The sequence below is a fragment of the Sanguibacter sp. TS_SC_8 genome, assembly GCF_055361235.1.
In genome coordinates, this window is sequence record NZ_CM143955.1 from 3,518,961 (window position 1) to 3,543,889 (window position 24,929).

At 72.9% G+C, this 24,929-nt stretch carries 21 protein-coding genes and 1 pseudogene; all 22 read right to left on the reverse strand.

All coding sequences use genetic code 11. From position 1 onward, the window contains the following. Nucleotides 1-36: 36 nt before the first annotated feature. The 22 genes and pseudogenes from ACWA15_RS15870 to ACWA15_RS15975 all read right to left on the reverse strand — a co-directional run bounded on the left by ACWA15_RS15870 (nt 37) and on the right by ACWA15_RS15975 (nt 24,823). The gene (locus tag ACWA15_RS15870; RefSeq protein ID WP_464056443.1) at nt 37-1,122 is read right to left on the reverse strand and encodes a lactonase family protein; all 1,086 of its coding nucleotides are present in this window, start codon (nt 1,120-1,122) and stop codon (nt 37-39) included. 121 nt (nt 1,123-1,243) lie between these two features. Next, entirely contained in the window at nt 1,244-1,576 is a 333-nt protein-coding gene (locus ACWA15_RS15875) for a histone-like nucleoid-structuring protein Lsr2 (RefSeq protein WP_464056445.1), read from the reverse strand. Between the two features lie 92 nt (nt 1,577-1,668). Beyond that, nucleotides 1,669-1,860 (reverse strand): hypothetical protein, encoded by a 192-nt coding sequence (locus ACWA15_RS15880; protein WP_464056446.1) that lies wholly within the window; start codon nt 1,858-1,860, stop codon nt 1,669-1,671. A 145-nt stretch (nt 1,861-2,005) separates the two neighbouring features. After that, entirely contained in the window at nt 2,006-3,538 is a 1,533-nt protein-coding gene (gene lysS, locus ACWA15_RS15885; protein WP_464056447.1) for a lysine--tRNA ligase, read from the reverse strand. Between the two features lie 60 nt (nt 3,539-3,598). Beyond that, the gene (gene nadC, locus ACWA15_RS15890; protein ID WP_464056448.1) at nt 3,599-4,537 is read right to left on the reverse strand and encodes a carboxylating nicotinate-nucleotide diphosphorylase; all 939 of its coding nucleotides are present in this window, start codon (nt 4,535-4,537) and stop codon (nt 3,599-3,601) included. Nucleotides 4,538-4,617: 80 nt separating this feature from the next. Further along, entirely contained in the window at nt 4,618-6,453 is a 1,836-nt protein-coding gene (locus ACWA15_RS15895) for an L-aspartate oxidase (RefSeq protein WP_464056449.1), read from the reverse strand. Beyond that, nucleotides 6,450-6,920, reverse strand: a complete 471-nt coding sequence (panD, locus tag ACWA15_RS15900; RefSeq protein ID WP_464056451.1) for an aspartate 1-decarboxylase — start codon at nt 6,918-6,920, stop codon at nt 6,450-6,452. Before panD ends, ACWA15_RS15895 begins: the two co-directional genes overlap by 4 nt. Further along, nucleotides 6,917-7,855: a pantoate--beta-alanine ligase gene (gene panC, locus ACWA15_RS15905; protein WP_464056452.1), complete on the reverse strand. Its 939-nt coding sequence runs from the start codon at nt 7,853-7,855 to the stop codon at nt 6,917-6,919. The genes panD and panC overlap by 4 nt, the downstream gene beginning before the upstream one ends. Next, nucleotides 7,855-8,799 (reverse strand): Rossmann-like and DUF2520 domain-containing protein, encoded by a 945-nt coding sequence (locus ACWA15_RS15910; RefSeq protein WP_464056454.1) that lies wholly within the window; start codon nt 8,797-8,799, stop codon nt 7,855-7,857. Before ACWA15_RS15910 ends, panC begins: the two co-directional genes overlap by 1 nt. After that, the gene (locus ACWA15_RS15915) at nt 8,796-10,409 is read right to left on the reverse strand and encodes a PH domain-containing protein (RefSeq protein WP_464059540.1); all 1,614 of its coding nucleotides are present in this window, start codon (nt 10,407-10,409) and stop codon (nt 8,796-8,798) included. The genes ACWA15_RS15910 and ACWA15_RS15915 overlap by 4 nt, the downstream gene beginning before the upstream one ends. Before the next feature lie 5 nt (nt 10,410-10,414). Next, nucleotides 10,415-10,951, reverse strand: a complete 537-nt coding sequence (locus tag ACWA15_RS15920; protein WP_464056455.1) for a PH domain-containing protein — start codon at nt 10,949-10,951, stop codon at nt 10,415-10,417. A 39-nt stretch (nt 10,952-10,990) separates the two neighbouring features. Further along, nucleotides 10,991-11,890 (reverse strand): PASTA domain-containing protein, encoded by a 900-nt coding sequence (locus tag ACWA15_RS15925; protein WP_464056456.1) that lies wholly within the window; start codon nt 11,888-11,890, stop codon nt 10,991-10,993. 157 nt (nt 11,891-12,047) lie between these two features. Further along, nucleotides 12,048-12,926, reverse strand: a pseudogene (locus ACWA15_RS15930) (serine/threonine-protein kinase); the annotation flags it as partial. Further along, the gene (locus ACWA15_RS15935) at nt 12,919-13,812 is read right to left on the reverse strand and encodes a lytic transglycosylase domain-containing protein (RefSeq protein ID WP_464056458.1); all 894 of its coding nucleotides are present in this window, start codon (nt 13,810-13,812) and stop codon (nt 12,919-12,921) included. The gene ACWA15_RS15935 and the pseudogene ACWA15_RS15930, both read right to left, overlap by 8 nt. Beyond that, nucleotides 13,802-14,647 (reverse strand): matrixin family metalloprotease, encoded by an 846-nt coding sequence (locus tag ACWA15_RS15940; RefSeq protein ID WP_464056459.1) that lies wholly within the window; start codon nt 14,645-14,647, stop codon nt 13,802-13,804. The genes ACWA15_RS15935 and ACWA15_RS15940 overlap by 11 nt, the downstream gene beginning before the upstream one ends. 85 nt (nt 14,648-14,732) lie before the next feature. Continuing rightward, complete coding sequence (locus ACWA15_RS15945) at nt 14,733-15,518, reverse strand: phosphate ABC transporter ATP-binding protein (RefSeq protein WP_464059541.1); 786 nt, start codon at nt 15,516-15,518, stop codon at nt 14,733-14,735. 226 nt (nt 15,519-15,744) lie between these two features. Continuing rightward, nucleotides 15,745-16,770, reverse strand: a complete 1,026-nt coding sequence (locus tag ACWA15_RS15950) for a sortase (protein WP_464056460.1) — start codon at nt 16,768-16,770, stop codon at nt 15,745-15,747. Continuing rightward, a complete protein-coding gene (locus tag ACWA15_RS15955; protein WP_464056461.1) occupies nt 16,767-17,948 on the reverse strand; it encodes a hypothetical protein in 1,182 nt (393 codons plus the stop codon). The genes ACWA15_RS15950 and ACWA15_RS15955 overlap by 4 nt, the downstream gene beginning before the upstream one ends. Nucleotides 17,949-18,126: 178 nt before the next feature. After that, the gene (locus tag ACWA15_RS15960) at nt 18,127-19,362 is read right to left on the reverse strand and encodes a COG1361 family protein (protein WP_464056462.1); all 1,236 of its coding nucleotides are present in this window, start codon (nt 19,360-19,362) and stop codon (nt 18,127-18,129) included. A 126-nt stretch (nt 19,363-19,488) separates the two neighbouring features. Next, complete coding sequence (locus ACWA15_RS15965; RefSeq protein ID WP_464056463.1) at nt 19,489-20,811, reverse strand: fibronectin type III domain-containing protein; 1,323 nt, start codon at nt 20,809-20,811, stop codon at nt 19,489-19,491. A 127-nt stretch (nt 20,812-20,938) separates the two neighbouring features. After that, the gene (locus tag ACWA15_RS15970; protein ID WP_464056464.1) at nt 20,939-22,057 is read right to left on the reverse strand and encodes a hypothetical protein; all 1,119 of its coding nucleotides are present in this window, start codon (nt 22,055-22,057) and stop codon (nt 20,939-20,941) included. 153 nt (nt 22,058-22,210) lie between these two features. Next, entirely contained in the window at nt 22,211-24,823 is a 2,613-nt protein-coding gene (locus ACWA15_RS15975) for a hypothetical protein (protein ID WP_464056465.1), read from the reverse strand. Nucleotides 24,824-24,929 lie beyond the last annotated feature (106 nt).

Below are 24,929 nucleotides of genomic sequence, written 5' to 3' on the forward strand. Positions count from 1 at the left end.
CGTGGTCTGGGCTGCGGCCTGCCCGCGGCGGGCGGGTCAGACCGGCAGCACGCAGGCCGGCGCCGGCAGGTCGAGCCGGTCGGTGATCGTCCCCGCGCCGGTGACCGGGTCGATCCGGAGCACCGCGAGGGTGGAGGAGTTCTGGTTCGCCACGACGACGAGATCGCCCCGGTCAGCACCCTGAGCAGGACCCGCGGCCACGACGGCGAAGTGGCGCGGCCACACCCCGCCGATCGGGGTGTCGGCGAGGTGGGTGATCGACGCGCCGTCGGCGGCGACCGCGAAGGTCGAGAGCACGTCCGGACCACGGACCGCGACGTAGAGCCGCGAGCCGTCGGGGCTGAGCGCGACGTGCGAGGGGAAGGACCCGGTCCCCGGGTCAGCGCTCACGCAGGCGGGGACGGAGGCGTAGGCCTGCCACGTCTCCCCCGCCTGCCCGGTCTCCCCGGGCTCCCCGGCTTCCCCGAAGGCCGGGTCGGCGCGCAGCAGGTGCACCCGGGAGTCGAGCTCGCCGACGACGAACACCGTGCCGCCCGGGTGGGTGACCGCGTGCCGCGGGCCGGCGCCGGCCGGCAGACGCGCGGCGATACCTGCGGCGGCGCCCTCCGCGTACCGGCGGATCTCGTCGGTTCCCAGGTCGACCACCCACGCACCGTCCCCGCTCGGTGCGGGCAGGCAGAAGTGGGCGTGCGGTCCTTCCTGGCGATCCGTGTCCGGTCCTGACCCGGTGTGCCCGAAGGACGCGACGTCGCCGGTGAAGGCGGCGTCGGCGTCGAGCCTCAGGACGGTGAAGGTGCCCGAGCTGTAGTTCGTGACCCACACGGCCCCCTCCCGCGCGACGACGTGGCAGGGGTGCACCCCGCCCGTCGGGCGGCTCTCCCGCTCCTCGAGGGCGCCACCGGTGAGCGTGAACGACGTCACGCGTCCCTCGTCGAGCTCAGCGACCGCGAAGACCGTCCGGCCGTCCGGGTGGAGCGCGACGAAGGAGGGGGACGCCGTCTCCACGACCAGCCGGGCGCCACTCAGCCCGCCGGAGGCCGGGTCGAGGTGAACCTCCCAGAGCCCTTCGCCCGAGTCTGGCGTCTCGCCCGTGGGGTAGGTACCGATGATCAACCGTTGCACAGCTTCACCTCTGGGGATCGGGGGCAGACGCCGACAGGACGCACGTCATGGCAGAGAAGTGGGTGGTGAGTCCGAGGACTCACCACCCACTCATCCGGTCGAGCAGCTCGTCGAGCAGCTCTCAGTGAGCTGCCGCATATGCTGCTTTGGTCTCTGCGGAGATACGTCCGCGCTCGCTCACGGCGATACCGCTCTCGCGAGCCCATTCGCGAATCGCGTTCGCGTCAGAGGAACCGCCGGAACGACCGGCACGACGCGCAGGACGGGCGGCAGCGGAACGGCCGACCTTTCGAGCGTGACCGACCCAGGACGCAAGGGAGTCGCGCAGAGCGGCGGCATTCCCGGTCGAGAGGTCGATTTCGTAGGAGACACCGTCAAGGGAGAACGTGACGGTCTCGTCAGCGCTTCCGCCATCGAGGTCATCGACAAGAATGACCTGAACCTTCTGAGCCACTGGGACACCTCACAATTTGATAGATCGTCGAGAGGCAATCATCACACCCATATTCGACGGGCGTCAAACGCTCAGGAATTTGGTGCGTGACATTAGGCGGCGGTCGGAGTTCCCGGAGTCGTCTCGCTGTCATCACGAGCCTGCGCATCGAGGCGGTCGAGCTCGGCGAGATTGGCGCGTTCGTTGCGGTCGGCGCGCACCACGAAGCGCATTGCGAAGTAGAAGATGACGCCCACACCGAGCGAGGGGACCAACGCGGCGAGGGCACTCCAGAACGTATTCACAGATCCACTCTACGGCGCGCCCGGAGGTGTGCCGCCACGCGGACGGCGCGCGGCCGGGGGGGCGTGCGCCGTCTGCGGCCCCGCGGCCGCCCGCCACCTCGACGCCGCGAGGGGGGCGGGGCAGGCCGGACGGCTCGGTCGGGCCTCAGCGCTGCGGCTTGACCAGCGGGAAGAGGATCGTCTCGCGGATACCGAGGCCGGTCATGGCCATCAGCAGGCGGTCCAGGCCCATGCCCATGCCACCGCTCGGCGGCATGGCGTACTCCATCGCTGTGAGGAAGTCCTCGTCGAGCACCATCGCCTCGGCGTCACCGGCCGCGGCGAGCACCGCCTGCGCCTCGAACCGCTGCCGCTGGATGACCGGGTCGACAAGCTCGGAATAGGCCGTCGCGAGCTCGAATCCGCGCACGTACAGATCCCACTTCTCGACCTGCCCGCGGATCGACCGGTGGTCCCGAGTCAGGGGGGACGTCTCGACCGGGAAATCACGGACAAAGGTCGGCGCGTAGAGAGCATCTCCGACGTGGTGCTCCCAGAGCTCTTCGACGAGCTTTCCGTGGCTGACCCGCTTGGGGTCCATCGTGATCTCTGCTCGTCCCGCGTGCACCAGGAGTTCCGCGACGGTGGTCTCGGGAGTGATCTCCTCACCGAGCGCCTCCGACAACGACCCATACATCGTCAGTTCGGCCCATTCTCCGCCGAGGTCATATTCCGAACCGTCCGGGAGCGTGACGACGGTCGTGGAGAGCACCTCGTCCGCGGCCGTCTGAATGAGGTCCTTCGTGAGGGCGGCCATCGTGTTGTAGTCGCCGTACGCCTCATACGCCTCGAGCATTGCGAACTCCGGTGAGTGGGTCGAGTCGGCCCCCTCATTGCGGAAGTTTCGGTTGATCTCGAAGACCCGCTCGATTCCTCCGACGACCGCCCGCTTGAGGAACAGCTCGGGGGCAATGCGCAGGTAGAGGTCCATATCAAAGGCATTCATATGCGTCGTGAATGGTCGCGCGGCAGCCCCGCCGTGAATGGTCTGGAGCATCGGCGTCTCGATCTCGAGGTACGCGCGCCGGTGGAGGTTGTCACGCAGCGATCGCACGACGCCCGCGCGCAGACGCGCAGCGTCGCGGGCTGCGGGACGGGCGATGAGGTCGACGTAGCGCTGGCGCACGCGCCCCTCCTCGGAGAGCTCCTTGTGCAGCACCGGGAGCGGGCGCAGGGCCTTCGCAGCGATCTGCCAGGAGTCGGCGAAGACGCTCAGCTCACCGCGCTTGGAGCTGATCACCCGACCGTGGGCGAAGAGGTGGTCGCCGAGATCGACATCGGTCTTGAAGGCCGCGAGAGACTCCTCCCCCACGACCGCGAGGCTGAGCATGATCTGCAGCCGGTTCCCCTCGCCGTCCTGCAGGGACACGAAGCACAGCTTGCCCGAGTTGCGGAGGAAGACCACCCGGCCGGCGACACCGACCAGGTCGTCGGTCTCCTCGCCCTGGGCGAGGTGGGCGTACTGCTCACGGACCTGGGCGATGGTGTGCGTGCGCGGCACCGAGACCGGGTAGGCCTCCTCGCCGCGCTGGAGCAGCCGGTCCCGCTTCTCCCGGCGCACCCTCAACTGCTCGGGGAGGTCCTCGTCGCCGGTGGCGGTGGTGGGCTGTGTGGGGGCTACGGTCTGCTCAGAAGTCACTCGGTAATCCTAGTCGTGCGCCCGCGATGATCGGACGGCGGCGGGCCCGCGCACCGACGGTCAGCGTGAGACGAGGTCGAGCGCCAGGTCGAGGATCGGTGCGGAGTGGGTCAGTGCGCCGACCGAGAGGTAGTCGACCCCGGTGGCAGCCACCTCGCCCGCACGGTCCAGGGTGAGGTTCCCGGTCGCTTCCAGCTCGACCTGGCCCACCTCGGCCTCCAGCGCCCGGACGGCGGCGACCGTGGCGTTGAGCACCGGCGTGGTCATGTTGTCCAGGAGCAGGAAGCGCGCGCCCGCGCCGATCGCCTCCACGGCCTGATCCTGGGTGTCCGCCTCGACCTGGACGAGCACGTCCGGGAAGGCCGCGCGGACGGCGTCGATCGCAGCCGCGACCGACCCGGCGGCGACGATGTGGTTGTCCTTGACCATCGCGACGTCGTACAGGCCCATGCGCTTGTTGGTGCCGCCGCCGGCCCGGACCGCGAACTTCTCCAGCGCGCGCAGGCCTGGGGTGGTCTTGCGGGTGTCCAGGACCATCGCGCCGGTCCCGTCGAGCCGGTCCGCCCACGCACGGGTCGCTGTGGCGACCCCGGAGGCGCGGCTGGCCAGGTTGAGCAGGGACCGCTCGGCGACGAGGATCGCCTGGACCGGGCCGGTGAGGACGGCGAGGCGCTGACCTGCGGTGACCCGCGCGCCGTCGGCCACGTCGAGGACGACCGTGACGGGCGCCAGCCCGAACCGGTCGCTGACCTGGGTGACCGTCTCCTGGACGACGTCGAGCCCGGCGACCACGCCGTCCGCGCGGGCCATGAGGTGGGCGACCGCGCCCGACGACGCCGCGATCGTCGCCTGGCTCGTCACGTCCCGCCCGGGGTAGCCTCCCAGGTCCTCGTCGAGGGTGCGGCGCACCGTCTCGGTCACCCACGCCGGGTCGAGCCCGGAGGTGAGGGCTGGCGTGGGGGCGGGGCCGGACGCGGCGGGGAGCGAGGTCGAAGTCACCCGCCCAAACCTACCCGCCCCTCGCTGAGTGCGGGCGATCGGCTGCCCACATCGGACAGGAGGCAGCCGTTCGACCGCACTCAGCGGGGCGGGGCGGGGGTGGGGGCGGGTGTGGGGGCGGGCGCGGCGAGGGGCGCGGCGGGGGGCGCGGGGTCGGGGGCGGCGGGGATCACCGCGGGGGCGGTCACCGTCAAGGTGCCGTCGTCCTCCAGCTGGACGGCCACCCGGCGCTCCCAGGCCGGGTCCCGGTCCGGGAAGTCGGTGCGGAAGTGCCCACCCCGGCTCTCCGTGCGCACGGCAGCCGCAGCGGTGAGGACCGAGGCGACCTGGTGGACGTTGCTCGTCTCCCACTCCGCGGTCTGCGGCTGGGCGCTGAGGTCACCGGCGATCGCCTCGGGGAAGTTGGCGTCGGTGCGCACCGCGGCGAGCTTGCGCGCGGCGGTGGCCAGGCTGTCCGCCGAGCGCAGCACCCCTGACCCGTCGGTCGTCACGCGCTGGATCCGCGACCGGGTGGCGGCCATGACCAGACCCGTCGGTCCGGGGCGGGCGACCGGTTCCTTGAGCGGCAGCTCCCCCGCCGCCATCCGGGCGGCGATGTCGGCGGCGGCCCGGTGGGCGAAGACGAGCCCCTCCAGGAGCGAGTTCGAGGCGAGCCGGTTCGCCCCGTGCACACCCGTGCACGCGACCTCCCCGATCGCGTACAGCCCGCGCACCCCGCTGCGCCCGTCGAGGTTCGTGATGACCCCGCCGGAGTGGTAGTGCTGGGCAGGGGCGACCGGGACCGGCTCTTCGGTGATGTCGAAGCCCTGGTCGAGCAGCCGCTCGGTGATCGTCGGGAACCGCTTGCGCAGGAAGTCCGCGCCCAGGTGGCGGGCGTCGAGGAAGACGTGGTCCGAGCCGGTGACGGCCATCTGGTGCACGATCGCGTGCGCCACGACGTCCCGGGGGGCCAGCTCGGCCATCTCGTGGACGGCGGGCATGAAGCGGTGCCCGTCGGTGTCGATGAGGTAGGCACCCTCCCCGCGGACCGCCTCGGAGATGAGGGTCAGCTGACCGCGGGCGCCGCTGCCGAGCCACAGCACGGTCGGGTGGAACTGGACGAACTCGAGGTCCCCGAGGGGGGCGCCGGCCCGCAGGGCAGCAGCGATGCCGTCACCGGTGGCCTGCGGCGGGTTCGTCGAGGACACGTAGATCTGACCGATCCCGCCGGTGGCGAGCACGACGGCGCGGGCCCGGGCAGCACCGACGCCGTCCCGGCTGCCCTCCCCGCGCACGTGCAGGGTGACCCCGCAGGCGGCGCGGCGCTCGCCGTCGGGCGTGGCCGGGGTGACCGGTCCGGCGCTCGTGAGCAGGTCGATGACGAGGGCGTGCTCGATGATCTCGATGCCGGGGTCGTTGCGCACGGCTTCGAGCTGGGCGACCAGGGCGCGGGAGATCTCCGCGCCGGTCGCGTCCCCGCCGGCGTGGGCGATGCGGTCCGCGTGGTGGCCGCCCTCGCGGGTCAGCGACATCTCCCCGCCGCCGTCGGTGTCGAAGAGCGCGCCGAGCGCGACGAGCTCACGGACCCGCGCGGGGCCCTCGGTGACGAGCACCTCGACGGCCCGCGGGTCGCAGACCCCCGCGCCGGCCACCAGGGTGTCCTCCAGGTGCGCGGCCGGGGAGTCGCTCGGGGCGAGGGCCGCGGCGATGCCGCCCTGTGCCCACACGGTCGACCCCGAGGACAGCTCACCCTTGGTCACCAGGAGCACCCGGGGCACCCGGGAGCGCAGCTCGAGGGCGGCGGTCAGCCCGGCGATCCCGGAGCCGACGACGATGACGTCGGCCTCGGTGGTCCACCCGGGCTCGGGGGCCGCCAGGGTCGTGACGAGGGAGACGGGGATGACCGGGGTGACCGGGTCGACGGCGCCGGTGCTCACGCGTCGGCGCCGAGCGCCTGTGGGGCGGCAACTACCTGGAAGGGGGTGATGGGCAGCCCGCTGGGCTCGAGGTCGTAGCCGGACGGCACGAGCCCGGGCTCCTCGGACACCTCGACGATGCGGTTGCCGGAGTCGACGAAGACGACGTGGGGGAGGTAGTGGCGGGCCTCGGCGTCGGCCATCATGCCGTAGGCGATGACGATGATCGTGTCACCGGGGTGCACCAGGTGCGCCGCAGCCCCGTTGATGCAGACCTGCCCGGACCCGGCCTCGCCGGGGATGACGTACGTCGTCAGGCGGGAGCCGTTGGTCACGTCGACGATGTCGACCCGCTGACCGGGGTACAGGTCTGCGGCGTCGAGCAGGGTCACGTCGATCGTGATCGAGCCGACGTAGTGCAGGTCCGCCTGCGTCACGGTCGCGCGGTGGATCTTGCCGATCATCATGGGACGCTGCAAGGACGTCACTGGGTGCCTCCTGGGTTGGCGGGCTGGGGAGCTGCGAGCAGCTCGACCGCCATGTTGTCGATCAGTCGGGTGGCCCCCACCCTGGCTGCCACGAGCAGCAGGGCCGGACCGACGTAGGCCTGTGGAACAGTCTCCACGGTAGTCGGGTCCACGAGCGCCAGGTAATCCACTACAACGCCGGGGGTCGCGGCGAGCATTCCCTCCGCGGCCGCGCGCACACCGACCGCGTCCCTGCCCGACGCCGCAGCCTCGCGCCCGGCGCGCAGCGCGCCGGAGAGCGCGAGGGCGTGGGCCCGGTCGGTGGCGGCGAGGTAGGCGTTGCGCGAGGACAGGGCGAGGCCGTCGTCGTCGCGGACGATCGGGACGCCGTGGACGCGGACGGGGACGTTGAGGTCGGCGACCATCCGGGTGATCGCCAGCAGCTGCTGGGCGTCCTTCTCCCCGAACACCGCGACGTCGGGAGCGGTGAGGTGGAGGAGCTTGAGCACGACCGTGAGCACCCCGTCGAAGTGCCCGGGGCGCGAGCTCCCCTCCAGGACCGTGCCGAACCGCCCCGAGGAGACGGTCACGATCGGGGCGCCACCGGGGTACATCTCCTCTCGCGACGGGGCGAAGACGACGTCGGCGCCGGCCGTGGCGAGCAGCGCGACGTCGGCGTCGAGGGTCCGGGGGTAGCGCTCGAAGTCCTCGCCGGGGCCGAACTGCAAGGGGTTGACGAAGATCGTCACCACGACCTGGTCGGCGAGCCGGACCGCCGCCCGGACGAGCTCGAGGTGCCCGGCGTGCAGCGCCCCCATCGTCATGACGACGGCCCGCCCCACCTTCCCGGTCGGGTCCACCGCACCGTCCACAGGCTCGTCCACCGAGGGGGTGAGGGCCTCGGCGAGCTGGGCTCGGGTGGTGACGACCAAGGGCTTGGTGGGGGCGGGGGCCATCAGGTGTCCTTCTGGGGGGTGTTGAGCACGTCGAGCAGCGCCTGGGCCTGGGCCTCCTTGATCCGTCCGGCGCTCAGCGCCCGGATCGTCGCGGCGCGGCTGAGCACCCGATAGCTCTCCACGGTGTCGCTCGCCTCGCGGTGGGTGGCGAGGTCGGCGAGCACCGCCAGGTGCTCGGCGACGGTCCCCGCGTCGCCGCGGGAGACCGGGCCGGTCAGGGTCCGGATCGGGTCGCTCACCCCGTCCGCGGCGCGGAGCGCACCGTCGAGGGCGGCATGCAGGAGCGGGGCGAGCGCACGTCCAGGGTTCTCGATGCCGGCGACCTGGAGCGCCTGCGCGGCCTGGGCCACGAGGATCACCAGATGGTTCGCGCCGTGCGCGAGCCCGGCGTGATACAGGCCGCGGTCGCCCTCGTCGATCATCACCGGCTCCCCGCCCAGCTCGACGACGAGCGCCTGACCGATCGGCTGCACCGGGCCGGGGGCTGTGACCGCGAAGGTCGTGCCCTCCAGCCGGGACAGGTCGAGGGAGGTCCCGGTGAACGTCATCGCCGGGTGGATGGCCAGCGGGATGGCACCGGCGGCGCGGGCCGGGGCGAGCACGTCGGTGCCGTAGCGCCCCGAGGTGTGCACCACGAGCTGGCCGGGCTGCCACGCACCGAGCTCGGCGAGGCCGGCGACCAGGCCGGGCAGCACGTCGTCGGGCACGGTGAGGAGAGCGAGCTCGCTGCGTTCGACGACGTCGCGGACCTCCAGGACCGGGACACCGGGCAGCAGGGCGTCGATGCGTTCGAGGGACTCGGCCGAGATCCCGCTCGCCCCGACGATCGCGTGCCCGGCCGCGCGCAGGGCGCTGCCGAGCACCGCACCGACGCGCCCGCCGCCGACGATCCCCACGCCGAGGCGGCCCGGCTTGCGGGGACCGTCGAGACCGTCCAGGTTCACGGCAGGTCCTTCGTCACCGGCTCGTCGTCGTGCTGAGCGGGTGGGGCGGGTGGCGCAGGTGGGGCGGGTGGGGCGGGTGGGGCGGGTGGGGCGGGTGGGGCGGGAACCGGGAGGTGCTCGGTGGCTGGGGCCTGCATCCAGCGTTCCGGTCCGGCCTGCGTACGGGCGGCGCGGGCGCGGTCGGCCTGGGCGCGCAGCAGGTGCGCGGCGTCGGCGTCGGACAGGTGCGGCACCCGGGGCGAGACGGGACCCGGGGTGGAGTGCAGCACGAAGGTCGCGATCCCGAGACGACGCTGGAGGGGGCCCTGCTCAAGCCCTAGCGACTGGGTCCGCTCGTGCGGGACGACCTCGAGGCGCCGGGTCAGCCGGCCACGGCGGATGAGCAGGCCCCGGTCCGTGACCCGGTAGCCGTTGCGCCGCCAGGCCAGCGGGTCGACCCACCGGGCAGCGCGCGGGCTCGTGGTGAACCCCTCGCCCGGACCCGATCCGCTCAGCGCCGCCTCGAGCATCGGACGTGGGTCCTCCACACCGAGGTCGGGCAGGACGAGCCAGAGCGCCCGCAGCGCCTCCTCGCGGGAGCCGACCGGGAGCAGCACGGTCCCGGCCTGGTTGCCGTCCGAGGACTCCGCGTAGCCGGCCACGTTGACCTCGACACGCCACCAGTCGGCCTTGCGCCACAGCAGGCCCTGCGTCAGCCGGATCGCCTGGACCCGCCCGGGCGGGATCGTCTGGGAACGGGTCTCGAGCAGGCCGTGACGCAGCCGGATGCCGTCCGGGGAGATCGCCCCGGTGAAGTTGAACTCGGTCGTGAACCGGGACGCGACGTAGGCACCGACACCGATGAGGCCCGGCAGGATCGACGCGAGCGGGGCGGCGCTGCGCGCCGCGACGACAGCGCCCACCGCACCCACGATGATGAGGAACAAGACGATCGTGGCGCCGGAGAGCAGCAGCGACGCGACCAGCCGGCCCGGCGGGACCTGGAGCACCTCGCTCTCGGGGGCCTCGGGGATGAGCTCGCCGTCGGGCGTCTCGTCCAGACCTGCGGCCCGGGCGAGCAGGACGTTGCGCAGCTGGTTCGCCTCGGCGTCGCGCAGGAACCCGAGCTTCGCGCCGGAGTCCCCGCCGCCGGCGACGCTGAGCTTGAGCTCGGCGAGCCCGAAGAAGCGGGCCAGCAGCGGCTTGACGATGTCGATCGCCTGGAGCCGGTCCAGGCGCACCTTGCGCTGCTGCCGGAAGAGGATGCCAGAGTGCACGTACACCGCGTCGGAGTCGTAGGCGTACCGGGTCACCCGCCAGGAGAGCCAGGCGTAGACACCGCCGATGATCGCCGCCACGGCGAACCCCGACGCGAAGATCCACCAGTTGCCGGCATCGACCGGGATACCACCCTCGGGCGCGCTCTCGATCGACCGCTGCCCGACGACGACCAGCAGGACCGCGACCACCGCCCAGCCGCGCACCAACGGGGTGACCGGGTGCAGGCGCTTCCAGTCCAGGCCGGAGGGCGGGGCGTCCGGCCCGGGCGCGCCGGAGACGGCCGTGTCCGGGGAGGACGGAGACGGAGACGGAGACGGAGACGGAGACGGAGACGGAGACGGAGGGAGCATGTCGCTCACAGTCCGGCCAGCTTGGCCTCGCCGCGGGAGGCGAGCCGGTCGCGGAGCCGGGCCGCCTCGCTCGGGACCAGCCCGTCGATCGTCGCGTCGGTCCCGGGAGAGGCCGTGTGCAGCTGGAGGGAAGAGATGCCGAGCTTGCGGGCGAGCGGGCCGGCGGTCACATCGACGAACTGCATGCGGCCGTAGGGCACCACCACCAGGCTCCGGAACATGACGCCCTTGCGGATGAGCAGGTCCTCGTCGCGCTCGGCGAACCCGATCGCGCGGACCTGCCGCCCGATGACGACGGCGATCCACGCCGTGAGCACCGCGACCACCGCTGCGCCGATCCACAGCCACGGGCCGGCCTGGGGCAGGACGACAGCCAGCACCACGAGCGCGATGAGCGGGACGCCGAAGAACACGCCGAGCAGGATGAACCGTGCGGTCGCCAACTTGGCCGAGACACCTTGCCAGACGATCCCCTCGGGCTCGAAGGGGCTCACCGCCTGCGGAGACGCGGAGAGGTGCGGACGGCTCGCTGATTCGGTCATGGGGTTCATCATTCCACCGACAGCCTGCGCACTCGAATCCTAGGGCGGTCCGTCCGTCGGTCCACCGGTCGGTGTCGGTGCCGGTGACGGACCTGGAGTCGCGCCGGGGGGCGGCTCGGGTGGGGGATTCGTGGTCGGCGTCGCCGAGGGATGGGGCGTGGCCTCGGCCGGCCGTCCGTCCGAGACGACCACGGCCACGACGGAGGCGAGCGGCAACCGGGTGCCAGCAACCGGGTCGGTCACGACCACATGGCCGGCAGGCACCCTGGCGTCGGCGCGGGCCACCAGCGACGGGACGAACCCGGCGCCTACGACCGCCGCGGCGGCCTGGTCCGAGGACAGCTCCGTGACCAGGGGGACCGTCGACGAACCGGAGGCGGTCGTCAGTCTCACGACCCTGCCCGGAGCGACGCGGGCGCCTGGGGCGGGGTCGCTCGCGATCACGGTACCCAGCGGGGCGACCCCGTCCGCCGTCGTCTCCTCCACCACCAGACCCAGCGCGGTGAGGTTCCCGGTGGCCTCGGCCAGCCCCAGGCCCGTGATGTCGGGGACGCTCACCTCGACGGGCCCGGCGGGGAGCTCGAGCACGTCTGCGTCGGGTCCGGCGGGCGCGAGGGGGACCGGCTCGGGCTCCGTCGTCTCCGGCTCGGGGCTCGCGGGCGATGTCGTCGCCGATGCGCCGGCTGCGCGCGGCTGCTCGATGGCGGCGAACCACCCGATCCCCCCGAGCGCCACCACGAGCGCGAGCAGGACCACGGAGGCCCTCCCGGCGCCCATTGCCCTCATGACGGGTTCCCCCTCGCGGGTGAGCCGACGCCCCTGGGTCCGGGGATCCGGGTTGCCGGAGGGCGCCTCGGAGGTGCGCGGCGTCCCGGCTGACAGGTCCGCCACGCCCTGCGCCCCGTGACGCCGGGACGTGCGCGGGGCCGCTGCGGCCATCGAGCGGGTGGACCCGTAGCTCGGACCCCTCCCCCCCCGTGCTCACCAGCTCCTCCTCGCGGAGGTCCGTGATCGCCTGGTACATCTCCAGCGCCGACGCGCACCGCGCGGCGGGGTTCTTGGACAGTGCCCGAGACACCACCTCGTCCACCGACCGCGACAGGCCGGGGCGGCGGGCCGACGGCGACGGGACGGGTGCCCCGACATGAGCCTGCAGGACGGACCGGTCGTCAGACCGTTCGAAGGGCGGATGGCCGGTGAGCATGAGGTGGAGCAGGGCGCCGACAGCGTAGAGGTCGCTGCGAGCGTCGACCGAGTGCCCTCGCGCCTGCTCGGGTGACATGTACGCGGCCGACCCGGCCACCGTCTCCTCCGGTGCGCCCGCGCCGTCAGCGGCCGTGCCGCCGACGCCCATCCCCTCCGGTACCGTCCCGGGCACCCGAGCCAGCCCGAGGTCCAGCAGCGTGACCCCCCGGACCTGCCCATCGGCGCTCACCTCGACCAGGACGTTGCGGGGCGAGACGTCGCGGTGCACCAGCGGCACCGCGTGCGCGGCCGCGAGCGCGTGCAGCACCCGGGCGGCGATGTCGAGCGCGTCGAGGGTACGGAGCCCGTGGGGCGAGGACGCCATGAGGTCGGCCAGCGTGCCACCAGGGGCGAGCGTCATGGCGATCCACGCCACAGGCTCGCCGGCGATCTGGTCCTGCCCGACGTCGAGCACCGCCGCGATCCCGGGGTGGTGCACCTGGGCGGCGGACCGCGCCTCCCCCGCGAAGGCCGCCAGGGCCTGGGCGTCCGTGGCGACGTGGGGGTGGAGCACCTTGACGGCCACCCGCCGCTCGGCGCTGTCGACCCCCGTCGGGTGCGTAGCGCCGGGCTTGAGGACGACCGATTCGAGGACCACGGCCTCATAGACCGTGGCCGAGCTGCCCGTCCCAAGCACCCGCCCCAGCCGGTAGCGGCCCCCCAGGACCACGTCTGGGGTCGGGTCGGCGTCGTCCGGGGCCCGCGCCGGGGTGCGGGCGCCGTCAGGCACCTGACGCCACCTCGGTGTAGTGGTTGGCGCGGGCCAGCACGTCGAGCGCGTACTCCTGCGACCTGTTGTAGCTGAGGATCGCCGGCCCCCAGCCCTGCGACGTGCTCAGGTCACCGCCGGCGGCGCACAGGTACCGGGCGGCCGTGTACGCCGCGTCGTCGAGGTCGTGCGGGTCGGAGGTCCCATCGCCGTCGCCGTCCGAGGCCCACCGCGCCCAGGTCGAGGGGATGAACTGCATCGGCCCCATGGCCCGGTCCCACTGCGGGTCGCCGTGCAAGGCGGTGCTCTGCGGGGTGGCGGGAATCGCGGCGAAGCCGGGACGTCCGTCGAGCGCCGGACCGAGGATGGGTGTCTCGGTGCGCCCGTCAGCGCGCAGCGAGGTCCCGCCGAAGGTGCCGTGCCCGGACTCGATCGCGCCGATGCCCGCCAGGGTCGTCCACCCCACCCGGCACGCCGGGTCCTCCGCCTCCAGCAGGAGGGAGGCGCGGGCGTAGGCGGTGAGTCCGCGCTCGGAAATCCCGCTCGCGGCCGCGACCCGCTCAACCCAAGCGCCGTCGAGCTGCAGCGTCGTAGGGACGTCCCCCGCGCCGTCGCCCGCACCGGTCGGGGCTCTCGCGGAGAGCGCCGCCCCGCCTGCGGACTCCACGCCGGCCGGTGGGGCCGGGTCGGTTCCCGCTGCCAGGACGGGACGGGGGGCCTGCGGAGGGACGGTGACCTCGCCCCATCCGACCGGGTTCGCCGCCGCGACCCGTCCCAGCAGCACGAGGCAGCCGACGAGCACACCCAGCCCGGAGAGCACGAGGACGGTCCGGCCCTGCCTGCCCGCCCGCCGAGGGTGGGTCGTCCGGGTCACGTCGTCCGCGCCGCTGGCGTGGTCAGGTGTCATCGCGGCACTCCCCCGCCCCCGCCAGGGCGAACCCCGCTCGGTCGCCCGGGCCGGGGCCTGTAGCGGTGATCGGACCGTCGAACATGAGGGCCGAGGAGTCTGAGACGTGCGCCAACCCGAGGGCGTGCCCCAGCTCGTGCACGAGGACCAGCTCGACGTCTCGGCGTCCCTGGCTCGTCGTCAGCATCGGGTCCAGCACCTCGGCGTTGAGGATCACGGACCCGCTGACGATCCGCGGGCGGTCGCCCGCGGGCACCTCCACGACGACAGCGCCGCCGAGCCCAGCCACCGATCCGGCCAGGGTGGGGTACTCCTGGGGAGAGGACCAGGTGATGAGCATCGGAGCCCACCGGTCCCCGTACACCCCGAGCTGGATCGCCGCCCGGTCCAGGGTCGGCGCCTCGTCCACGGCGCCGTCCTCGACGAAGGACAGTCCGGAGAGCCGCTCGACCTCATCCACCGCAGCCCGGAGCGCCTCCAGGGCCGACGCCGGGAGGTTCCGAGCACGGACGACGTAGTGCACGGGCCGGCACGGGTCGACCCGGACGGGGGCGCCCAGCCCGTCGTACTCGGAGAATGCGTAGGGCACCCCCGGTCCGGGATCGACGGCGGGGCGCAGCCGGTCGGGGCCGGCGTCGTCAGGCACGGACGGCAGCGGGACGCCGTCGAGCAGCGGGCGCCCGGGTGCGCCCGCGGAGCTGAGCGACGGGGTCGACAGCTCGAGGTAGGTCATCTGTGCCAGCGGGAGACCACCGCTGTGCCCACCCCACCCCGGGTCTACAGCGCTCGCCACGACGAGCCCCAGTCCCATGCCGAGCCCCGCAGTGAACGTCATGCGCAGCGCCTGGGCGGCGGTCCGGTGTCGGCCCCGAGGTCGGGTGGCCTGCCGGTGCCGGGGCCGGTGGCTCACCGCGCGCCGGTCACCCAAATCGGCCGTGGACATAGTCGGCTGTGCGTTCGTCCTGGGGCGAGTCGAACATCGCGTCCGTGTCGCCGTGCTCGACGATCACGCCCGGGGTGCCCTGCGCGGCGAGGAAGAACGCGCACTGGGAAGAGACCCGGGCCGCCTGCTGCATGTTGTGGGTGACGATGACGATGGTGACCTCCTTGGCCAGCTCGAGCATCGTCTCCTCGATGACCCGGGTGGAGGTCGGGTCGAGGGCCGAGCACGGCTCGTCCATGAGCAGCACCCGTGGACGAATGGCCAGGGACCGGGCGATGCACAACCGCTGCTGCTGGCCGCCGGAGAGGCCACCACCGGGGGCACGCAGCCGGTCGCGGACCTCCTTCCACAGCCCCGCCTTGGTCAGGCAGGTCTCCACGAGCTCGTCCTTGGTGTCCCGGTCGGCCCGGGTGCCGGTGAGCCGCAGCCCGGCGAGGACGTTGTCGTAGATGCTCATCGCCGGGAAGGGGTTCGGCTTCTGGAACACCATGCCGATGGCGCGGCGCGCGTCGGTGAGCTTGCGGGCGGGGTCATAGATGTCGACGCCGTCCAGGTGCACCGCCCCGGCGAGGGAGGCGGAGGGGATCATCTCGTGCATCCGGTTGAGGATGCGCAGGAAGGTCGACTTGCCGCAGCCCGACGGTCCGATGAGCGACGTGACCCGACCGGCGGGCATCGTCAGGGACACCCGGTCGAGCACCTTGTGGTCACCGAACCACGCGGAGATGTTGCGGGCGTCGAGCTCGGCGAGCGGCTCCGGCACGGGCAGGATTGCGGCGGGTCGCCTGCTCGCCCGCGAGCGGGTCGCCTCGGGCTCGATACCAGCCTCAGCGACGTCGCCGCCCTCGTCCACGCTGGGGCCGAGGACCGCCAGGGCGGGCACGTCGTCGACCGTCGTCGGGAACGCCGAGACCCGCGCTAGCGTCACGGTGCGCTCGGACGAGCGGTCCAGGGGGTGGGGCATGGGGTCCTCGCAGAGGTAGTCGTTGCTAGAGCAGGTTGGGAAGCATGCGGGTGATCTGGTCGGCGACCTGGAAGCCCACCGCGGTGACGGTCGGGACGAAGACGATCCAGGTCTGCCAGCGGCCCCAGCGGTGGAAGGCCCAGACCGCACCGATCACCACGACGACGAGGGCCTGGAGCCAGAACACGAGCGCCCACAGGGTCGAGAGGTCGTTGGCCATGGGGTCCGCGGCCGCCCCTCGGGTGGTGGCCGTGGTGTACCGCCCGCCCGCGGGCTGGACGGGGCTGATGAGCTCGGCGTCGACCCGGGCCACCCCCGAGGGCATGAACGCCGGTCCGCGCGCGGTCGTGAGCACCAGCCGGGACTCCCCGGCTCCGGGGGGCGGTGGGGACGAGTCGCCGGCGTAGCGGACGCCGATGACCCGGTAGGTGTGCTCGCCCTGACCGGTCACCACGGTGAAGGTCTCCCCCGGCGCGAGCTGTTCGATCCGGCCGAAGGGACCGCCGTAGGCCCCGGCCCGGCCCAGCAGCACGCTGGTGCCCTCCTGCCCGGGCAGCACGGTGTCCCGGCGGTGCCCGGGACCCTGCGTGAGGTCCCCGGAGGTGGTCCCTTCCAGGACCACCTCCTCCATGCTGATCGACGGGATGCGCAGCAGCGCGACGGGCGTGCCCGAGGCCAGCAGCAGTCCGTCCATGGTGAGCTCGGAGACCGGGGCGGTGCCGTTCGCGAGCACCTGACGGAACTCGTCGAAGGCCGTCGCCTGGCGGGCGTCGTGGGTGATGGGGCTGACCAGGACGAGGTTGAGGACCACGCCGAGCAGGATCGCGGCGAGCGCCGTGAGGGAACCCTGGACGGCGCGCACCGACGCGGGCAGCGGCGGCCTGGGCGGGCCGACCGGGGTGGGTGCCGGGCGCGGTGCGGGCCGAGCCGCGCGCCGAGTGCGCCGCCGACCGGAGCGGACGGGCGAGACCTCCACCTCAGGGGATTGGCCCTCGGCGGCGTCTGGTTGCGTGCCGGGCTGCGGGGAGGGCCGGTCGGTGACAAGGGTCATCGGTCGTCTCCGCGCTCAGCGGGGGCCCCGGCGGGAGCCTCGGTGACCTCGGCGGCCTCGGCGGCGGCAGGGAACCCGGCGACCGCGCGCCGGCGTCGGGACCAGGCGAACCAGCCGGCGCCGGTGGCCGCGATCGCCACCAGGGCAGCCCACGGGACAGCCCAGGTCGACGCCTCGCGGTAGACGGTGGCCAGCTCGGTGCTGCTGGCCGTCGCCGGGTCGGGAGTGAGCTTGATCTCCAGGCGGAGCATGCCTGCCTGGGCCACGCCGGGGACATCGGTGGAGATGGTGCGGCTCTCCCCCGGTTCGAGGGCGACGACGTCCCCGTCCTGGAGGCTGGCGAGCTCGGCGAAGGGACCGCGCACGGTCAAGGTCACGTGTCCTGCCACGGGCGTGTTGCCGGTGTTGCTCACCGTGTACGTCACCCCGAGCGCGCCGTCGAAGGGGTTGAGCTCACCCTGGTAGATCGTGCGGACCCCGCCGATGCTGAGGATCGGCTGCGCCGCGGCGAGCTCAGGGGCACCTGTCGCCGGATCCCCGGCGACGTCGGTGTCCGGGGTCGTCTCCGTCGTCGGGGCCGCGCCAGTGACTGGGGCAGGGCCCTGCCCGCGTGACGCGGGGGAACTCGTCGTTCCGCTCGAGACGGGGGCCGTCACCGCGCCGCGGACGCCCGCTGCGGCCGGCGTCGCGGGAGCGGCCGTCCCCGGCATGGGCGCCGCCGCCACGGTGAAGGTGAAGGCGGGCCGAAGCTCGCGTCCGTCCAGGGTGAAGCTGACGGTGTAGGTCCCGGTGGCGAGGCCGGCCGGGACCGAGAAGGTGTGTGCCAGCTCGCTCTGGGTGACCTCGACGAGCCCGAGCTCCACGCGGGCCGACGACGCGGGTCCGGTCAGGACACCCAGCCAGTCGCCGGCCGGAAGCCCGCGCCAGAGCAGGCTCACCCGCTGCCCGGTGATGAGCTGGGGCACGCTGGTGATCAGCGAGTCGTCGCTGACGAGCCGGAACTCGTGCATGGTCGCGGTCACCGGACCGGTGGCCTGCGGGACGACGACCTCGGCCGAGTACGGCGGCGCGCTCGGGTCCGCAGTCGGCTCGGCCGCCAGGGCGACGGGGCTCGCGAGCACAGAGACGGCGACGGCGATCACGGCAGCCAGGGACCGTGCGGGTGCGAGGAGGGTCACGGGTGTCCTTCGGTACGAAGACGATCGGAGGGCCTGACCGGAGCGCTCAGGCGGTCGTGGCGACCGGGAGGTCGTGGCGAAGATGTCCGCCACTTATAGATTGGCACAATGCACATCGGGCGACGGCTACGAACAGGTGAATGCTCGGTGAACTCCGCTGCTCGCCCCCACCCGCTGCTCACACCCGCAGTCCGCGCTGGTGGCCTGCAGGCGCGTCGGCACCTGCGTCGGTGAGGGGCTCGGCGTGCGCCTCGGCGTCGGCGAGGGCCTGCTCCCGCCCGGCCGCCCTGGCCTCCTCGATGAGAGCGTGCTGGGCCGCGGCCCGAGACCGACGACGGCGCAGCCGCCACCAGAGCCCTCCGGCCGCCGCGAGGACGACCACCACGACCAGCCACGGGACCGCCACCACGGTGGCCTCGCGCGTCGAGCTCGACAGCACCCCCGGGTCGAGGGCGCCGGGGGCCACGGACGGCTCGAGGCGGACCTTGACGGTCAGCAGGCCCTGCTGGGACACCCCGGTCAGCCGGACGCTCGACGTGCGGGCCTGGCCCGGGAGCAGCTCGGGGAGGTCCGCCTGCTCCGCGGACGCGGCGACGTTCCCGAACGGGCCGGTGGCGACGACCGTGAGCCGCCCGCCCAGGGCGATGTTGCCGGTGTTCGTCAGCGTGTAGGTGACGTCGAGGTCCCGCCCCGTCGGCAGCAGGCCCCCTTCCAGGTCCGTCAGCACCCCGCCGACCGCGACGTGCGGCTGGAGCTCGCCGGCGACCCGGACGTACATCCGGGTGATCACCCGGTTCTCCACGGCGACCTGCCCCTCCCCCGACGCGACCGACACGACCAGGCCGGCGCCGTGGTCGCCTGGGCGGGCGTCGGCGGGGACTGTCACCGAGAACGGCACGGTTGCACTCGCCCCCGGCTCGAGGGTCACCTCGGCTCGCGAGGGGATCACACAGGCGGGGTCGGCCTGCGGGTCGCAGCGCTGCCCCAGGTCGGACCAGACGCCCACGTCCTGCGGGGCCTGGTCGGCGGTCAGCACCGCGAAGGCGCCGTCGGGGGTGTTGTAGGCGTCGGTGACGTACAGCCCGAGCGTGAGCGCCGTCGCGCCCTCGTTGGTCACCTCGACGTAGTCGTCGACCCGTTGTCCCGGGTCGAGCTGGTAGGAGAACCGCTGCCGGCCGTCCCGGCCGTCGGCGGTCGCGGGGTCGGCCGAGAAGGCGGCGTCCGAGGCAGGTGCCTCGGTGCTTGCTTCGGTGCCGACCTGCGCGACGACGGCCGGTCCGGTCGGCTCGGCCGCGCGGCTCGGTCCGCCGGCGAGGCCGAGCAGCAGCGCCGTGAGCAGCCCGGCGACCAGCCAGCGGCTACGACGTGCGGGGTGGGGCTCAAGCGGCCGGGAGATGCTCTGGAATGGATGCACCCGAGTAGATTGACGCAATGCAGCAGACCGCGGGCCACCACCAGGTGAAATGGCGGTGAACTCCTGGTATGGCGACGGCCCGGGACCCATCGGGTCCCGGGCCGTCGCGTGTGGAGGGCGGGTGGATCAGCCCTTGACGAGGTCGATCGTGATCTTCGAGGAGTAGGCCCCGGCGGGGGTGCCCTTGGGGACCACGAGGTCAAGATCGGCGTCGACGGTGCCTGATGCTCCGGCTGCGCCCGTGGCGAGCTTGCGCACCGCCGCAGCGCCGCCGACGGCGTGGTCCGCGCCCTTGGTGACGCCGGTGCCGGTGACGACCGGCACCGAGCCCAGCTGGGCGAAGGAGAACGTGTTCGCCGGTGTCTGCGCGGACTGGAAGTTCGCCACCGTCGCCTGGACGGTCCATGCGGACTGGCTCGCGACCGCGCGCAGGTCGCTCACGGTCACCGTGCCCAGCTTCCCGCTCGCCTTGAAGGTGCCGTCGGTCTGCTCGGCCGCGGTGCCCAGATCAGCCTTGCCCGAGGCGGGGACCGAGAGCGAGATGGTTCCCACGGTCGAGGTCGGAACCGTCACCTCGGCGACGATGTCACCGGTTCCCTCGACGACGGGCGGGGCGAGCGGGGTCCCCTGGACCGCCGTGCTCACCGGGCTCGCACCGAGGGAGTTCGTGGCGGTCACGCTCACCGAGTAGGACACCCCCGGCGTCAGCCCGCTGACGACCGCGTTGGTCACCCCGGCGGCGGTCACGAAGGGCGAGCCGGTCACTGGAGTCCCACCCCCGTCCGTCACGGAGACCGCGTAACCGGTCACGGCGGGTGAGGCCGCCACGGGGGTCCACGTCGCGCTCAGCGTCGAGATGCCCGGCGTCACGGTCAGGCCGGTCGGGGCCGACGGCACAGCCTCGACCGCGGGCGCGGCGTACGGGACGACGGTGTAGTACCCGGGACCCACGCCCGCCGCGGCGGACTCCGCCTCGGTGAGCTTCTGGATCGAGGTGATGTACACGGGCGTGCCCGCGGCCTGCTCGGTGGCCGCACTGTTCCAGCACGAGACGGAGAACGACCAGGTGGTGCCGTAGGAGTTGGTTGACTCTTCCCACACGGCGAGGGTGTCCTGTGACACCGTGGCCTCCACCAGCCCAGAGAGGCTCCTTCCTGTGAGGCCGTTGTTGAACGTCCGGCCAAACCCCATCCACTTCGCCGGCTGCAGCTCTTCGCCGGGACGGGAGAAGGCGTACATGGAGCGTGACGGCGCCGGGCAGTCACCGGGGTCAGTCATGGTGAGGATCGCCGTGGGGACGAACGCGGGGGTCACGTCGGTGACGAGCGTCAGGGGGAGGAACTCGTGGCCGTCTACCTCGTGGGCGCCGGCCGTGGTCGCGCTCGTCAAGGTGGCAAGCGCGGCGAGCGCCACCGCGATCGTCGTGGCGACGGTGCGTCGTGCTGTCATCAGGGTGTCCTTTCGGGGACATGGTCGTGTTCTTGGTGGGGCGTGCGGGGCTGGTGGGGGCGACCCAGGGCCGCCCCCACCAGGTCAAGCGGGTACCACGTCAGGAGCTGCAGGAGGCAAGAACGACCTACTCGAGCACTCCGCCGCGGGCGTGGTCGCCGGAGAGGTCCGTCGGAGCGCCGGGGATGTCGGTGTCACCGGCGTAGGCGACGGGCAGGAACCCGAAGGTGGCGACCGTCGCGTCCGAGGCCGCCGAGGCGATCTGTGAGGTGCTGCCGGCGAAGGTCGCCACCAGCGTCGAGTCGTACTTCGCGTTCCCGGGCGTGATGCGCGCGGTCTCCAGGACGTTGTAGACGTCCCGACCGAAGGTGCCATTGGAGTAGAACGCCCCGTTGGGCGCCAGGTCACCTCCCGAGACCGCGGTCGGCGCGACGGGAACGCCCAGGTTCCGGACCGGGGTACCCAGGTCCGCGCCGGCGGCGTAAGCGGTGCTCATGTGGTCAGCGCTCACGCCGTTGTACTGGGCGATCCAGCTGGCGACCGAGAACGGGACGACCTGGCCCGCGGTGGTGAGGACGCCGTCGGCCTGGTTCTCCTGGACGCCCGGCTGACTGACGAAGGAACCGACGGTCGTCACGCCGATGGCGTTGAGGAAGAACGCGCGGGTTCCCGAGTCCGTCTGCGGCAGGATCGGGTACGTCTGGACGCCCCCGACGACGGCAGCAGCGGCAGAGTTGGCGGAGTAGATCTGGTTCAGCTGGGCGATGGTGAGGGTGCCCAGGCCCGAGCCGTTGTAGGCGTAGGAGACGGCGTCGCGGGCGAAGGGGACGAAGGTCAGCGGTGCGGTAGCACCGAGGTCCGTACCCGCCTTGGTGCCCCGGGAGGAGCGAGCGAAGTCGAGCTGGCCGGCGACCGAGACGGTCTCGTAGAGGCCGCCGTCGATCGAGCGGCTCAGCGCCTTGATGCCGGCGCTGGACCCGTTGGGGCGCTTGAAGGCGGCGCCGCCGGAGGTCACGGAGATCGTGGGGGTCCCGGTGGCGTTCCACGAGCCGACGTTGGTCAGGCTGCCGGTCGAGGGGTTGGCGAGGCCGTTGAGGACCTCCTGGGTGGTGTCCGAGCCGGTGCCTGCGAGGGAGGGGAACGTGCCAGCGGCCGGGTCGGCCGAGGCGGGTGAGACGACCGCGGTCAGGAGGACCGAGGCCACTGCTGCTGTCCCGAGGACAGCCGAGATACGCGTAACGCGCATGTCACACTTCTTTCGTCAAGTGCTCAGTCCGCAGGGACGGGCGCCCCTGCGGGTCTTGCGGGTGGTGCAGCCGATGCCCGGTCGCCCGGGCTCCGGCACTGCGAACCGGCGGGTCGAGGACCCGTCCGGCCGGCAGCGTTCGTGGGGCGAGGCCTAGGGCACGTCGCCGCGCCTGAAGCGGCCCAGCAGCGGGATGGTCACCGCGATGAGCAGACCCGCGCCGAGCAGTCCCGGGAGCAGCAGCCCACGCAGCCCTGAGGGGTCGGCCGGGGTCGCCGAGCCCGCGAGCGGGTTCGAGCGCTGGCCGGCGCCCAGCGGGTCGGCCGCCCCGGCGGGGTCGCCGGCCGTCGTGGAGAGGACCGGGACCGCGTCCGCGCCGGGGGAACCGAGCGCGTCGGCAGTTCCCGGGACCGTGAATTGCGCGGTCCCGCCGCCAAGCGGGGCGGTGGTCGACGGGGCGGCGGTTGACGGGACGGTCCCCGGTGACGTCGCCGGTCCGGGCGAGACGACGGGGAGCGGCGTCTGGGCGGAGGTGAGGCGCGTGGCCACCGCGAGGGCCTCAGTCCGCAGGCCCTCGGGCAGCGGGGCGTACCCGCCAGGGAGCTGCCCGTCGCCGCCGCCGGGCTCCTGCCCGGTGGTCACCCCTGTGGTGACGTACGTCGCGAGCGCCTCGCGCAGCTCGGCCGGACGGTCGTCGGTCCCGTCGCCGTCCTCGTCCCCGGACAGGACCGCCAGGTACGGGACGAGGGTGAGGGGGTAGGCCCCCTCGGGGACGGCGTTCGCCTCGAGCTGGCGGACGCGGGTGCCCTCGATCGAGGTCATGGCGGGCACCGCTGCCAGCAGCGACTCCTGCGACGGCTTGACGCAGCTCGTTCCCGCGCTGCTGCACAGGGTGGCGACCGACAGGCCGTACCGGGAGGCCGACGCGGCGTCCGTGATCGTGAAGCGGAGCTTGCGGCTGGCGATCTGGCGCGGCGCGCCCTTCCACGCCGGCGGGCTCGCCAGGCTGTCCCACTCGCTCTTTGCCGGCAGCACGCCGGCCAGGGCGTACTGGGCCCCCTGGTGCATGTCGCTCACGTAGGGGGTGATGTCGGTTGCGCACCGCTCCGTCCGGGTCTCCTGACCGCCCTGCAGCCCCGGGATGAGGAGCGGGTACTGGTCGCACCACGGGTCCGCGAGGGGGTACCCGGTCCGGGGCAGTTCCATGGCCTGCCCCGAGGCGTTCAGCTCGGCGGTCGTGGTGAAGTAGGGGTTGACCCGCATGCCGTCCTCGTCGGGCGCCCCGGCCAGCCAGCTGCGCGCCGCCTCGTCGGCGAGGATCCAGGACCAGACCGCGGAGGCCACGTCGCTGTTGTCCAGGGACACCATGGGTTGGGTCCCCAATCCATCGACGTCGTCCCAGTACTTCGCTCCGGGGTTGAGCCGTTGGAACTCCGGGTCCTTGAACAGGTGGGGGGGGTTCGTCTCGCCCCAGCGGTAGGCCGCCGACGCCGGGTAGGAGTCGTAGAACACCCCGCTCACCCACTTGCCAGAGAGCGCCTGAGACAGGGACCCGCGGTAGGACTGCGTGAGCATCTTCGCTACGAGGCGGGGGGTGAGCTTGATGTCGTCGATCCGCATGCCGAGCTGGGCGTAGACCTCAGGCGGCGCACCAGCGTATGGATTGGCGTCGAAGTTGAACCCGATCACCGCGCCCGTCACGGCCATCGGCGCGTAGTCGACCGACTGCCCGTCCGCGAGGTCGTCAGCACCGAAGGGTTGAACGGTCACGCTGGCCTGCGGCGCCCCGGCCGAGCCGGTGAGCATCTGACGCCGCGCCTCCGGCTCGCCGAGCTGGCTGTAGGCGAAGGCGGTCCCTTCCCGGCAGAGCTGGCGCTGCCAGGCGAGGCTGGCGTCGACGAGGAGCTCGGAGCCGGCGATCCGCACCTCGCTCGAGCCGATCTCGCAGGCCTGGCCGGCGGGGCGGAAGTCCATCTTGAAGGCCAGGGCGGTCGCCCAGACCGCGGGATTCATCGGTGACTCGGTCGTGTCCCCGGCACCGCGCGGGACGACCACCAGCCAGCAGTGCCGTCCCTCGACCGCACCCGTCGTCGCGGTGATCCGGTCCCCGCACCCGAGCCCCGGGCTCTCCGCCCCCGTCTGGAGCTCGAAGTTCACCTCACCGGTCCCGGAGCCGGTGCTGATCACGCCGCCGACGGCGTTGGTCGTGTTCTGCGTCCAGAACTGGTTCGCTCCGGTGGCCGCGCCTTCGGTGCTGATCTCTTCACCCGTGACCGCGAGGAACGGGACGGGATTGCTGCCGCTGGTGGTGTACCGCGACTCGCGGTTCCCATAGGTAGTAGTGGTCACACCCCAGACGCAGGACCTGCGGTCGGGGAGGCCGGGGACCTCGGGGTCCTCGTCCGCCCAGCACTGCATCACCTGGACGAAGTAGTTCCCGCTGTACGCGCGGAGCGTGTCTCCTGGCTGCCAGCCCTGCCAGGTGACCTGCACGGCCTGGTTGACCAGACCCTCGGTCTGGGAGACGGTGACCTCGAGGCCGCGCAGGCTCGCGTCCGGGTGGTCGGCGGGGATCGTGACGGTCTGCGCAGAACCGCCGTCCGCCTGCGTCGCACCGCCCACGAGGGTGTCCACGGAGGCTACCGCGACGGAGTCCAGCGGCGCGGCGGCCGCGACCGGGCCGAGCGCCGTGCCGAGCAGGCAAGCCGCCCCCACCGCCCAGGCAGCCAGGCGGGCGCCCCGCAGGCGGGCTGTCGTTGCAGTCATCGTGACCTCTCGGTGCTGTGTCGAGGCGGGGGCGTGTCCAGCGTTCCGTCGCCAGTGATTACCTTGTCGCAATTCATTTTCTTATTCCCAAGAGTTCCACCTCGTC